This window comes from Streptomyces griseorubiginosus (genome assembly GCF_001514195.1).
In the GTDB taxonomy this organism is placed as follows: domain Bacteria; phylum Actinomycetota; class Actinomycetes; order Streptomycetales; family Streptomycetaceae; genus Streptomyces; species Streptomyces griseorubiginosus.
In genome coordinates this window covers 1317463-1330224 of record NZ_KQ948736.1, presented here as the reverse complement: position 1 = coordinate 1330224, position 12762 = coordinate 1317463, and the positions used below count along the sequence as shown (strand labels likewise).

General features: G+C 72.0%; 10 protein-coding genes. 4 read left to right on the top strand and 6 right to left on the bottom strand.

Annotated features, from left to right (window positions below):
• Positions 1-14: 14 nt before the first annotated feature.
• Positions 15-791: an amino acid ABC transporter ATP-binding protein gene (locus AQJ54_RS18430; RefSeq protein WP_020139116.1), complete on the bottom strand. Its 777-nt coding sequence runs from the start codon at positions 789-791 to the stop codon at positions 15-17.
• Between the two features lie 311 nt (positions 792-1102).
• Here AQJ54_RS18430 and AQJ54_RS18425 point away from each other — a divergent pair, with 311 nt between their 5' ends.
• Both AQJ54_RS18425 and AQJ54_RS18420 read left to right on the top strand, forming a co-directional pair.
• On the top strand, positions 1103-1789 hold the full coding sequence (locus AQJ54_RS18425) for a response regulator transcription factor (RefSeq protein ID WP_062022699.1): 687 nt from the start codon (positions 1103-1105) through the stop codon (positions 1787-1789).
• 426 nt (positions 1790-2215) lie between these two features.
• Positions 2216-3598 carry a sensor histidine kinase gene (locus tag AQJ54_RS18420; RefSeq protein WP_062238557.1) on the top strand — a complete coding sequence of 461 codons (1383 nt, stop codon included), beginning with the start codon at positions 2216-2218 and terminating at the stop codon, positions 3596-3598.
• Positions 3599-3692: 94 nt separating this feature from the next.
• Here the strand turns inward: AQJ54_RS18420 and AQJ54_RS18415 are convergent, their stop codons facing one another.
• The 3 genes from AQJ54_RS18415 to AQJ54_RS18405 all read right to left on the bottom strand — a co-directional run bounded on the left by AQJ54_RS18415 (position 3693) and on the right by AQJ54_RS18405 (position 7084).
• Complete coding sequence (locus AQJ54_RS18415) at positions 3693-4703, bottom strand: TAXI family TRAP transporter solute-binding subunit (RefSeq protein ID WP_062238555.1); 1011 nt, start codon at positions 4701-4703, stop codon at positions 3693-3695.
• A 663-nt stretch (positions 4704-5366) separates the two neighbouring features.
• Complete coding sequence (locus AQJ54_RS18410; protein WP_062022690.1) at positions 5367-6593, bottom strand: cation:proton antiporter; 1227 nt, start codon at positions 6591-6593, stop codon at positions 5367-5369.
• Between the two features lie 5 nt (positions 6594-6598).
• Positions 6599-7084: a cation:proton antiporter regulatory subunit gene (locus tag AQJ54_RS18405; RefSeq protein WP_020139121.1), complete on the bottom strand. Its 486-nt coding sequence runs from the start codon at positions 7082-7084 to the stop codon at positions 6599-6601.
• 196 nt (positions 7085-7280) lie between these two features.
• Between AQJ54_RS18405 and AQJ54_RS18400 the strand changes: the two genes are divergently transcribed.
• Together AQJ54_RS18400 and AQJ54_RS18395 are read left to right on the top strand one after the other, a co-directional pair.
• On the top strand, positions 7281-8228 hold the full coding sequence (locus AQJ54_RS18400; RefSeq protein ID WP_063806431.1) for a HAMP domain-containing sensor histidine kinase: 948 nt from the start codon (positions 7281-7283) through the stop codon (positions 8226-8228).
• Positions 8228-8881 (top strand): response regulator, encoded by a 654-nt coding sequence (locus tag AQJ54_RS18395; protein WP_020139123.1) that lies wholly within the window; start codon positions 8228-8230, stop codon positions 8879-8881. Before AQJ54_RS18400 ends, AQJ54_RS18395 begins: the two co-directional genes overlap by 1 nt.
• Here AQJ54_RS18395 and AQJ54_RS46380 read toward each other — a convergent pair.
• The gene (locus AQJ54_RS46380; protein WP_211278548.1) at positions 8868-9620 is read right to left on the bottom strand and encodes a hypothetical protein; all 753 of its coding nucleotides are present in this window, start codon (positions 9618-9620) and stop codon (positions 8868-8870) included. The genes AQJ54_RS18395 and AQJ54_RS46380 overlap by 14 nt on opposite strands.
• A gap of 103 nt (positions 9621-9723) precedes the next feature.
• Positions 9724-12732, bottom strand: a complete 3009-nt coding sequence (locus AQJ54_RS18380; protein WP_062238552.1) for a SpoIIE family protein phosphatase — start codon at positions 12730-12732, stop codon at positions 9724-9726.
• Between the last annotated feature and the right edge of the window lie 30 nt (positions 12733-12762).

Here is a 12762-nt window from a genome sequence, read left to right as displayed (position 1 = left end):
ATCCGGGTGGCACGTCAGTGGTGCAGGATCTTCGACAGGAAGTCCTTGGCGCGGTCGCTGCGCGGGTTGCTGAAGAACTGGTCGGGCGCAGCCTCCTCGACGATGCGTCCGTCCGCCATGAACACCACGCGGTTTGCAGCCGATCGTGCGAAACCCATCTCGTGGGTGACGACGATCATGGTCATTCCGTCGCGGGCGAGCTGCTGCATGACTTCCAGCACCTCGTTGATCATCTCAGGGTCGAGCGCCGACGTGGGCTCGTCGAAGAGCATGACCTTGGGATCCATGGCCAGCGCCCGCGCGATCGCGACCCGCTGCTGCTGGCCGCCGGACAGCTGGGCGGGGTACTTGTCGGCCTGGGTGGCGACGCCGACCCGGTCGAGGAGGGCCCGCGCCTTCTCCTCGGCCTTCTTCTTGTCGGCCTTGCGGACCTTGATCTGACCCAGCATCACGTTCTCGAGCACGGTCTTGTGCGCGAAGAGGTTGAAGGACTGGAAGACCATGCCGACGTCGGCGCGCAGCCGGGCCAGCTCCTTGCCCTCCTGGGGCAGCGGCTTGCCGTCGATGGCGATCGAACCCGTGTCGATCGTCTCGAGGCGGTTGATGGTGCGGCACAGGGTGGACTTCCCGGACCCGGAGGGTCCGATGACCACGACGACCTCGCCGCGGGCGATGGTCAGGTCGATGTCCTGGAGTACGTGCAACGCACCGAAGTGCTTGTTGACGCCCTTCAGGACGACCAGTTCGCCGGTCGCGACCGCATCTTCCTTGGCCGCCGATACTTCGGTCATCGCTCTCTGGCTCCGTCCTCCTCGGTTTCGGAGGACAGTAGTAACCGTATGCGACCAGCGTCATTAGTCTTGAGGGGAATCTGAGCATCACGATCCGATAGCAATCGGACACGTGTCGTAGCAGTTGTGACCAGGTGCGTCCGGTGTGCGTATCAGCCGGATAACGGAACCGCGGCGCAACCGGAACCCTCTTGACGCCGTCCTCATCCATCAGCATGACTGCACGGTGCGCACGCGCGTGTGGGGTGTGCGCATTATGCCTGTTCAGCACATATTCAGATAGTACGCCCGATGGATCGAAGGGGGCCGGCGTGAGACTTCTCCTCGTCGAGGACGACAACCACGTGGCCGCCGCGCTGTCCGCGGTGCTCGCCCGTCACGGGTTCGACGTCACGCATGCGCGCAACGGCGAGGAGGCACTTCGGGCGCTCGTCCCGGAGGGCGACGGCTTCGGAGTCGTACTGCTCGACCTCGGCCTGCCCGACCAGGACGGCTACGAGGTGTGCGGCAAGATCCGCAAGCGCACCAGCACGCCGGTGATCATGGTCACCGCACGCTCCGACGTCCGCTCCCGCATCCACGGCCTGAACCTCGGCGCCGACGACTACGTGGTCAAGCCGTACGACACCGGTGAACTGCTCGCCCGCATCCACGCGGTCAGCCGGCGCACCGCCCACGAGGACGCCCCCGGCGGCGCCGACACCGCGCTCGTCCTCGGCGCCGTACGCATCGAACTGCCGACCCGGCAGGTCAGCGTCGACGGCACGGTCGTCCAGCTCACCCGCAAGGAGTTCGACCTCCTCGCGCTGCTCGCCCAGCGACCCGGTGTGGTCTTCCGGCGCGAGCAGATCATCAGCGAGGTCTGGCGCACGAGTTGGGAGGGCACCGGGCGGACGCTGGAGGTCCACGTGGCGTCCCTGCGCGCGAAGCTGCGGATGCCGGCGCTGATCGAGACGGTGCGGGGGGTGGGGTACCGGTTGGTGGCGCCGGGGGTCTGAGGGGCCGGGCGAGAGAGGTCCGGCGAGAGGGGCCGGGCGAGAAGGACCGGTGACGGGTCAGGAGGTCCGGTCCCTGGACTGGACCGCGCCCCTGAGCGCCGCTGAGGTGAAGGCGCCGCGTGAGAGTGTGCGGCGCGGACCTGTGCGAGGCTCGGGGCGAGGAGATAGGGCCGGAACCGGAAGAGGGACGGTGGCTGTGGACGCGGGTGAGCGGGGCTGCGTGAGTGCCCACGGGTGCGGTGCCCTGGGTGGCGGCGCCCGGTCGGGGCTCGGTGCGGGCGGCTGCGGGGGGTCTCGGGTCCGTACGGGCGGGCGCCGGGGGCCGTGGGCCCGCGTGGGCGGGCGCCGGGGGTTGTGGCTCCGTGCGGGTGAGTACCGGGGGCCGTGGCTCCTCGAATCGTCGCTGGGCGGGGTGTAGGCGGGACCGTGCGGACACGTCTTCTTCCGTTGCTCATCGTCCTCATGGCCGCCGTGCTGCTGGCGCTGGGCGTGCCGCTCGCCATCGGGGTGGCCTCCGCGCAGCAGCAGAAGGTCGTCGTCGACCGGATCGACGACACCGCCCACTTCGCCGCGCTCGCCCAGTTCGTCAGCGACGCCTCCGACGAGCGCCTGGAGACCCTGAAGAGCGAACTCGCCAGCTACCACAACGTCTACGACATTCGCGTCGGTGTCTTCTACGACGGCGGCGTACCCATGGCCACGGCGCCCCGGACCTGGTCGATCCCCGAACAGGGCGAGGTCCGCGAGGCGTTCGACGAGGCGCTCCTCAGCCGCCGCAGCCAGGACCCGAAGCAGGTGTGGCCCTGGCAGCAGGGCCGGCTCGTCGTCGCCTCCCCGGTGATCCGCGACGGGGACGTCATCGCGGTCGTCGTCACCGACTCGCCCAGCGGGCCGATGCGTTCACGGATCCTGAAGGGCTGGCTCGTCATCTTCGCGGGCGAACTCGCGGCGATGCTGCTGGCCGTGGGTGCGGCACTGCGGCTCACCGGCTGGGTGCTCAGGCCCGTGCGGGTGCTCGACGCCACCACCCACGACATCGCCACCGGGCGGCTCAAATCCCGGGTGGCGGTGGCGGGCGGACCCCCCGAACTCCAGCGGCTGGCACGGTCGTTCAACGAGATGGCGGACAACGTCGAGGACGTGCTGGAACAGCAGCGGGCCTTTGTCGCCGACGCGTCCCACCAGTTGAGGAACCCGCTCGCGGCGCTGCTGCTGCGCATCGAACTGCTCGCCTTCGAACTCCCCCCGGGCAACAAGGAGATCGCGTCCGTCCAGACCGAGGGCAAGCGGCTGGCCCAGGTCCTCGACGACCTCCTCGACCTCGCGCTCGCCGAGCACACCGAGGCGGATCTGCGGATCACCGACATCGGTGAGCTCACGGCGGAGCGCGTCGCCGCGTGGACGCCGACCGCGGAGGCCAAGGGGGTACGGCTGGAGGGTACGTGTCCGCCCACCACCGCCTGGGCCGACCCCGTCACCCTGTCCAGCGCCCTGGACGCCGTCATCGACAACGCGCTCAAGTTCACGCCGGAGGACGAGACCGTGACGGTCACCGTCGCCGCGGACGGGGACACGTCGACGGTCGTCGTCGCCGACCGTGGGCCCGGGCTCACCGACGAGGAACTCTCGCGGGTGGGGGACCGGTTCTGGCGCAGCGGGCGGCATCAGAACGTCAAGGGGTCCGGGCTGGGGCTGTCCATCTCGCGGGCGTTGCTGGCGGCGGGGGGAGGGACGATCTCGTACGGGCGTCAGGAGCCGCATGGGCTGGTGGTGACGGTGGCCGTGCCGCGTAGTGGGCCTGCGGTGTGAGGGGCCGGGCCGGGTGGGAGATCGTCCCGTGGTGGGGTGAGGTCTCCTGGATGGTGCGGTGTGAGGTCTGCGGCTGGAGGTTCTTCGACGTCTGCTACGGCTTCACCGAGCGGTAGTAGCGGCGCGCGCCCTCGTGGAGGGGGACCGGGTCCGTGTAGATCGCCGTGCGTACGTCGACCAGCTGGGCGGAGTGGACGTCGTGGCCGATGCGGTCCCTGCTGTTGATCACGGTCCGGGTGAGCCACTTGACGAGCTCGGGGTCCACGTCGCTGCGGGTGATCAGCAGGTTGGAGACGGCCATGGTCGGTACCGTCGCGTTGTTCTGGGCGGACGGGTACGCCGACGCCGGCATGTTCGTGGCGCGGTAGTAGCGGGTGGACTCGCCCTCCGCGTGCAGCTTCGCCACCAGGGACGGCTGGATCGGGATGAAGCGGATCGCCGAGTGTTCCGCGAGGTTCCTCAGACCGTCGGTGGGCAGGCCGCCGGACCAGAAGAACGCGTCCAGGTCGTGGCCGAGGAGTTTGGGGCCGGTGTCGATGCCGTAGGCCTTGGGCTGGATGTCCTTGTCGGGATCGATGCCGGTGGCCTTGAGCACGCGGTCCGCTATCAGGCGTACGCCGGAGTTGGGGGCGCCGATCGAGACGCGCTTGCCCTTGAGGTCTTCCACCGTCCGGATGTCCGAGTCGGCCGGTACGACGAGTTGGACGTAGTCGTCGTAGAGGCGGGCCACTCCGCGGAGCGTGTCGGCGTGGGGGTCGTGGTTCTGGAGGTAGTTCTCCACCGCGTCGGCGGCGGCGATGGCGAAGTCGGACTGTCCGTTGGCGACACGGCGGACGTTCTCCTGGGAGCCGGCGGTGTCCTTCAGGACCACCTTCAGGTCCGGCATGTCCTTGTGGATCGCGTCGTTGAGGAGTCCGCCGTACTTCTGGTAGACGCCGGCGCGGGTGCCCGTGCTGAAGATGATCGTGCCGCTCGGGGGGGTCTTGCCGAGGGGGAGCAGCCACCAGAGGAGGAGGCCGAGGGCCACGAGGGTGGCGGCGACGGCTTGGAGGATCTTTGACTGGCGGCGGGTGAGGTGGGGGAGCGGCGACGGCGGGTGGGGCATGGCGGTGATCCTGCCAGGGGGGTGGGGCGGTGGCCAGGGTTGGGGTGGGGGCGGGTCTTTGTCTGCCGGTTCGGTGGGGGCGGGTGTTTGTCTGCGGGTTCGGTGGGGGCGGGCGTTCTGCGCAGTTCCCCGCGCCCCTGGATGCCTGCGGCGGCCTCTTGCGGTCCGGTGGGGCTGTGCGTAGCGCGTTCCGTCCGGTGGGTGGGTCGGTGCCGGGGTGGGGGGTATCCGTCCTCGGTCCGGCGGCTCGGTCACTCTGAGATGTGTTCGGTTCCGGACGCCGGCCGCTGCGGGCGGACACCCCCCACCCCGTCCCCTGCCCGCCGTACGCGGCCCACGGCCCGGAGAGGGCGGGCGCGCGCGGCGAACGGTCCGGGGAGGGCGGGCGTGCACGGCTGACGGTCGGGGGGGCGGCGGAGGCTGACGGTCCCGTCATGGCGCAGGCGAACTGGAACTCCCCAGGGGCGCGGGGAACTGCGCGACCAGCCACGACGGACCTCAAGCCGCCCGCAAACCGAACCCGGCACCCCCGTAGGCGCCCGGCCCAAGCCAAGCGCAGCGGGGGCGCGGGGAACTGCGCGACAAGCCACGATGGACCCGCAGCCGCCTGTAAGCCGTACCCGGCATTCCCCTAGGCGCCCGCAAAACCGCACCCGGCACCCCCTACCCCCCGTCCCTCCCCACCGTCGCCTCCGTAACCCGGGACGACGACGGCCCCGGTGTCTCCGGCGGATGCCGGTGCGTGGTGAGGCGGGTTGCCAGGGGTTCTGTGTAGCGCGCTGTCAGGGGGCCCAGGATGACCAGGATCAGGACGTACGCCGTGGCGAGGGGGCCCAGGGAGGGTTCGATGCCGGCCGAGACCGCGAGGCCTGCGATGACGATCGAGAACTCGCCGCGGGCGACCAGCGCGCCGCCCGTGCGCCAGCGGCCCTTGGGGGAGATGCCGGCGCGGCGGGCGGCCCAGTAACCGGTGGCTATCTTCGTGGCCGCGGTGATCAGGGCGAGGGCGAGGGCGGGGAGGAGGACGGGCGGGATGCTCGCCGGGTCGGTGTGGAGGCCGAAGAAGACGAAGAAGACCGCGGCGAAGAGGTCCCGCAGGGGGCTGAGGAGGGTGTGGGCGCCCTCCGCCACCTCGCCGGAGAGGGCGATGCCCACGAGGAAGGCGCCTACCGCTGCGGAGACCTGCAGTTGTTGGGCCACTCCCGCCACCAGGATCGTCAGGCCCAGGACCACCAGGAGCAGTTTCTCCGGGTCGTCGCTGGAGACGAAGCGGGAGATGAGACGGCCGTAGCGGACCGCCACGAAGAGGACCAGGCCGGCCGCGCCGAGCGCGATCGCGAGGGTCAGGCTTCCGGCCAGGAGGCCCGCGCCGGCCACCAGGGCCGTGACGATGGGGAGGTACACCGCCATCGCCAGGTCCTCCAGGACCAGGACGCTCAGGATGACCGGGGTCTCGCGGTTGCCGACCCTGCCCAGGTCGCCGAGGACCTTCGCGATGACGCCGGAGGAGGAGATCCAGGTGACGCCCGCCAGGACGACCGCCGCCACCGGGCCCCAGCCCAGGAGGAGGGCCGCCGCGGCTCCGGGGAGGGCGTTCAGGGCCCCGTCGACCAGGCCGGAGGGGTAGTGGGCCTTGAGGTTGGTGACCAGGTCGCCCGCCGAGTACTCCAGGCCGAGCATCAGGAGGAGCAGGATCACTCCGATCTCCGCCCCGATGGAGACGAACTCCTCGCTGGCGCCCAGGGGGAGCAGGCCGCCCTCGCCGAAGGCCAGGCCCGCGAGGAGGTAGAGGGGGATGGGGGAGAGGCGGAAACGGGCGGCGAAACGGCCCAGCAGGCCCAGGCCGAGGATGATCGAGCCGAACTCGATCAGAAGGACCGCGGAGTGCATGCTTCCTACTCCCGACCCAGGATCGCCGCCGCCGCGTCCACGCCCTCGCGGGTGCCCACGACGATGAGGATGTCGCCGCCCGCCAGGCGGAAGTCCGGTGCGGGGGACGGGATCGCCTCCGCGCGGCGCAGGGCCGCCACCACGGAGGCTCCCGTGTCGGTGCGCATTTTCGTGTCGCCGAGGACCCGGCCGTTCCAGCGGGAGCCCGCCGCCACCTCGATGCGCTCGGCCACCAGGCCCAGGTCGGTGGTGTAGAGGAGGCTCGCGCTGTGGTGGGAGGGCTTCAGCGCGTCGATCAGGGCGCCTGCCTCGGAGCCGGTCAGCCGCAGGGACTGGGCGCAGGAGTCGGGGTCGTCGGCCCGGTACACGCTCACCGTGCGGGCGCCGTCGCGGTGGGCCACCACGGACAGATGGCGGTCCTCCCGGGTGATGAGGTCGTACTGGACCCCGATGCCCGGCAGCGGCGTCGCCCTGAGGCGTGGAGCAGACACGTTTCTTCCCCTTGTGCTTCGAGTGGTGTGCGGTTCACGTGATCACGAGTGATCACTGGTGCCGGGTTCGCATGGTGTCAGCTCCCCGTACCGTGGCGATATGGGTGACGTGACGGATATACGCGGGCGACGGGTACCGGCGAAGCTGGTCGCGGAAACGTCGTGCGCAGCCGAGGAGAGGAGCGGAGGTCCGGCCGTGTCGTTGTTCTGGCGGATCTTCTCGCTCAACGCCGCGGGTCTCCTCGTGGCCGCCGCGCTGCTGCTGGGGCCGGTCACCGTGTCGACGCCCGTGCGGCAGGGGGAGGCCGTCGTCGTCCTCGCCGGGCTCGTGCTGCTGCTGGTCGCCAACGCCGTGGTGCTGCGGGTCGGGCTCGCCCCGCTCCAGCGGCTGGGGCAGGCCATGGCCGCCGCCGACCTGCTGCGTCCCGGCGTACGTGCCCCCGTCTCCGGTCCCGCCGAGACGGCCGCGCTCATCACGACGTACAACACCATGCTCGACCGGCTGGAGGCCGAGCGGGCGACCGGCGCGGCCCACGCGCTGTCCGCGCAGGAGCGGGAGCGGCACCGGATCGCGCGTGAGCTGCACGACGAGGTCGGGCAGACCCTGACCGCCGTGCTCCTCCAGCTCAAGAGGGTCGCCGACCGGGCTCCCAAGGAGCTGCGGGAGGAGGTCGGGCAGGCGCAGGAGGCCACCCGGGCCGGGCTCGACGAGATCCGCCGGATCGCTCGCCGGCTGCGGCCCGGGGTGCTGGAGGAGCTGGGGCTGCCGAGTGCCCTGCGGTCCCTCGCGGCCGAGTTCACCACGCACGGACTGACCGTGCGCCACCACCTCGGGGGCGATCTGCCCCCGCTGACCGAGGAGTCGGAACTGGTCGTCTACCGGGTGGCCCAGGAGGGGCTGACGAACACCGCGCGGCACTCCGCCGCCGACCGCGCCGAAGTGCGGCTCCAGCCGGTTGACGGCGGTGTCGAACTCCTCGTGCGGGACAACGGACGCGGGCTGGGCACGGCCGCCGAGGGCGCCGGGATACAGGGCATGCGGGAGCGGGCCCTGCTGGTGGGGGCCGCGTTCTCGGTGGAGCCCGGGCCCGGCCGGGGGACCGACGTGCGGTTGCGGATACCGGTCGCGGCGGAGGTGCGGTGATGGCGGAGCCGACGCGGGTGCTGCTCGCCGACGACCACACGCTCGTCCGGCGCGGGGTCCGGCTCATCCTGGAGGGCGAGCCGGACCTCACGGTGGTGGCCGAGGCGGGTGACGGCGCGGAGGCCGTGGAGCTGGCACGCGCGCGTGAGGTCGATCTGGCCGTGCTGGACATCGCGATGCCCCGGATGACCGGGCTCCAGGCCGCCCGCGAACTGTCCCGGCGCCTGCCCGACCTGCGGATACTGATCCTGACGATGTACGACAACGAGCAGTACTTCTTCGAGGCGCTCAAGGCCGGCGCCAGCGGGTACGTGCTCAAGTCCGTCGCCGACCGCGATCTCGTCGAGGCGTGCCGGGCCGCCGTACGGGACGAGTCCTTCGTCTATCCGGGGGCCGAGCGGGCCCTCGTCCGGTCGTACCTGGACCGGCTGCACCGCGGTGTCGACCTGCCCGCCCGGGCCGTCACCGAGCGGGAGGAGGAGATCCTCAAGCTCGTCGCCGAGGGGCACACCACAAAGGAGATCGGTGAGCTGCTGTTCATCAGCGCGAAGACGGTCGAGCGGCATCGGGCGAACCTGCTGGCCAAGCTGGGCATGAAGGACCGGCTGGAGCTGACCCGCTACGCGATAAGAGCCGGGCTCATCGACCCGTGACGCGCACATCCCTGCCTCGGCGGCCGGCCTCGCGGCGCCGCCGTACCACGTAGGTGCCCGCGAGCCCGGCGCCGACGACGGCCAGCGCGACGCCGATCGCCCGCTCGAAGCCGGCCGGACCGACGCTGCCTCCGGAGCCGCCCTGGACGCCGAGGGTGGGGGCGACCGTGGCCACGTTCGCGACGGTGGTCTCCGGCTGGAGCAGCACCTCGGGGAGGGTCTCCGGCTGGAGGAACACCTCGGGGGCGGTCTCCGGCTGGAGGAACACGTCGGGGGCGATGTCGTCCTGGGGAAGCAGATCGGCGGGGGGCTCCCGCCGTGGCGGCGCCTGGCAGGCGATGCCGTCGTTCCAGCCATGAGCCTGGCCCTGTCCCTGACCCTGGCCCTGGCCCTGGCCCTGGCTCTGGCTCTGGCTCTGTCCCTGCCCCTGGCCTTGGCTCTGCCCCTGGCCTTGGCCCTGTCCCTGTCCCTGACCCTGGCCTTGGCCCTGTCCCTGACCCTGGCCTTGGCCCTGCCCCTGGCCTTGGCCTTGCCCCTGTCCCTGGCCCTCGCCCCGGCCTTGGTCCTCGTCGAGGCGGTTGGGGTCGGCGGGGTTCGGGTCGAACTGTGCTTGTGCGCCCTGCTGGAAGGCGAAGTCCGCGCAGTCCCGGTCGGTTTGGGCGTGCGCGGCGCCGGTCAGGGGGCCGGCGGTGGCCAGGAGGACCACTGCCGCGCCGGTTATTGCGGTGCGTATTGCCATGGGTCGGGTGCCTTTCGGGCGGGGGCCTGAACAGCCGTCACCGCGACCCTAGGGACGCGCCCGGGGATCGGCCCGTGGTGCTGGGCCGAACGGGCGCGCGGTGTCACAGCAGCGAGTCCCAGTCCCCGTCGAAGTCCCCGTCGAAGTCCCCGGCGTTCAGGAACAGCAGGTCCGACGACTGATCGGGGTCGCGCGGCGACTGCTGCGTCCAGATGCACTTGCCCGTGGGGGTGTAGCGGGCGCCCCAGTGGGTGGACAGGGCCGAGATGAGCTGGAGGCCGCGGCCGCCCTCGTCGGTCTCCGTGGCGCGGCGGATGCGGGGCATGGTCTGGCTGCCGTCGTAGACCTCGCAGATCAGCCCGGCGCTGTGCAGGAGCCGGAGCCGGACCGGGCCGCGGGCGTGCCGGACGACGTTCCCGACCAGCTCGCTGACCAGGAGTTCCGTGGTGGGGACGAGGTCGTCCAGGTCCCACGACGCCAGCTGTTCGCGTACGTGCCGACGTGCCTGGCTCGCGGCCTTCGGGTCGTCCGGCAGCCGCCAGGACGCCATCCGGTCGGCGGGCAGCGCGTGCAGGCGGGCGACCAGGAACGCGGCGTCGTCGGCCGCCTGCTGATCCGTCGGCAGCAGCCCCACCGTCAGGGTGTCGCACAGACGCTCGAGGTCTACGGCCGTCCCGTCGGCGTGCGCGGCGGCGAGCAGCCGTGCCAACTCGGCCATGCCCTCGTCGATCTCCCGCCTCGCCGACTCGACCAGGCCGTCGGTGTAGAGCACGAGCAGGCTGCCCTCGGGCACCTCGAACTCGACCGTCTCGAAAGGCGGTTTCGCCGCGCCGAGCGGTGGGTCGGCGTCCGGCTCCGGGAAGTGCACCGTGCCGTCGGGGTGGACCAGGGCCGGCGGCGGGTGTCCGGCCCGGGCGAGGGAACAGACCCGGGTCGTGGAGTCGTAGAGCGCGTACAGACAGGTGGCGTACGACGCCTCGCCCATGGCGCCGACGATGTCGTTGAGGTGGCCGAGGATCTCGGCGGGCGGCAGCTCCAGGTCGGCCAGGGTGTGCACCGCGGTGCGCAGCCGGCCCATGGTGGCCGCCTCCGGCAGACCGTGGCCCATGACGTCGCCGACGACCAGCGCAACCTGTCCGCCGGACAGCGGGATGATGTCGTACCAGTCGCCGCCGACGTCCGCGCCGGGCCCCGCCGGCAGATAGCGCGCGGCCGCCGTGCACGCGGGCAGGTCGGGCAGGTCCTGCGGGAGCAGGCTGCGCTGGAGTTCCCGGGACCGGGTGTGCTCGGCGTCGTAGAGCCGGGCCCGCTCCAGGGACTGGGCGAGGAGGGCGGCGATCGTGGTGAGCAGGGCGCGGTCCTCGTCGTCGAGGAGCCGGGGCCGGTCGAAGGAGACGACGCACACCCCGAAGGTGTGTCCGGAGGCCGTCAGCGGCAGGAACGCCCAGGACCGCTTGTTGCCGCGGGCGGGGAAGTCGGCCAGCTCCGGGTAGCGGGCCGCGTACTCGTGCGGGGACGACATGAACAGCGGGACGCCGGTCTCGATCGTGTCCCAGGCCGGGTCGCCGGTCGTCGACCGGGGGCGGCTGTCGAGCAGGTCGACGAACTCGGCGGGGTAGCCGGCCGCGCCCACGTGGTGGAGCCGGTCGCCCTCGCTGACCTGGACCATGAGCCCGGCGGCGGCGAACGGCGGCAGCACCCGGCGGGCGACCGCGTCCACGACGTCCCGGGAGGTCGTCGCCTTGGCGAGTTCCGTGGTCAGCTCCGCGATCCGCAACGCCCGTTCGGCAGCGGCCCGTTCGGCCGCCTGTCGCTCCTCCGCCAGCCTGCGCTTCTCGGTGACGTCCTGGAAGTACAGGGTGCGTCCGTCCGGCCCCGGCACCAGCCGGACGTGCAGGCGCCGTTCGCACTGCGCTAGGTGCACGTCGAAACCGGCGGGCCGCTCCTCGGCGGCCGCGGCCAGGCAGCTCTCCTTCAGCCCGGGGACCTGCCGGGTGGCCGACAGGTCCCACAGCAGCCGCCCGAACAGCTCCTCCTCGGAGAATCCGAGGAAGCGTTCCGCCTCCAGGTTGGCGAAGGTGATCCGCCACTCGTCGTCGACCGCGAGGAAGCCGTCGCTCATGTGCCTGAGGGCCCTGCCGAGCGCGTCCCGGGCGGTGCGCGACTCGTTGCTCTCCCAGCCGACCCCGATCATCCTGAGGGGCTCGCCCTGCTCGTCGTAGGTCGCCCGGCCGCGGGCCTGGGTCCAGCCCCAGGTGCCGTCCAGGCGCCGTACCCGGTACTCGGCCTCGTAGACGGAGTGGTCGAGGATGGCCCGCTGGGCCGCCGCGAGCGTGGGGGCCAAGTCGTCGGGGTGGACGATCCGCATCCAGTTGTCGATCCGGCCGGTGAAGTCGGCGGGCCGGGTGCCGTACAGCGCGAGGGCCGCGTCGTCCCAGATCAGGTCGCCGTTGCGGATGTCCCAGTCCCAGGAACCGACCTGGACCTCCTTGAGGGCCTGCCGCAGCCGTTCGCCGCTCCGCTGCGCGTGGGTGGGGCCGGAGGCCGGCGGCGCCTGGGCCATCCGGTCCTCGGTCCAGGCGACCACGTCCCGCAGGAAGTCCCAGTGCGCCGGGGTGGGTTCGCCTCCCTCGCCGGCCAGGACGGTCAGCGCGCCGACGCTGCGTCTGCCGCTGAACACCGGGAGAGCGGCGAGGCCGGTGCCGGGCCAGGGGACGTCGTCGGGGGTGTCCTGGCCGGGGGTGTCGCGGCCTGCGGTGTCCCGGCCGGTGGTGTCCCGTCCGGCGGTGTCGCGGCCCGTGGTGTTCCGGCCCGTGTCCCGGCCGGTCTTCTCCCCGCCCGGGGAGAGCGGCACCCAGACGCCCTTGCCCTGCTGGAGCGCGCGGGCGGGGGCCAGCGGGCCCTCCTGGTCGACGATCTCCCAGGAGCGGGTCAGAGCGGGCGGCAGGCCGACGGACGACACCAGCCGCAGCGCCGACATCGGGCCGCGCAGGTGCATCGTGCCGCCGAGCGCGCTCAGCTCGCCCACCGCGTGCCCGAGCGCGAGTCGGAAGACCTCGCTCTCCGTCGCGCCAGGGGTGACCGTGCCGAGAAGAGCGAGCCGCGCGTTCATGCAGGGAACTTATCGTTCCCGTTCCTGTTC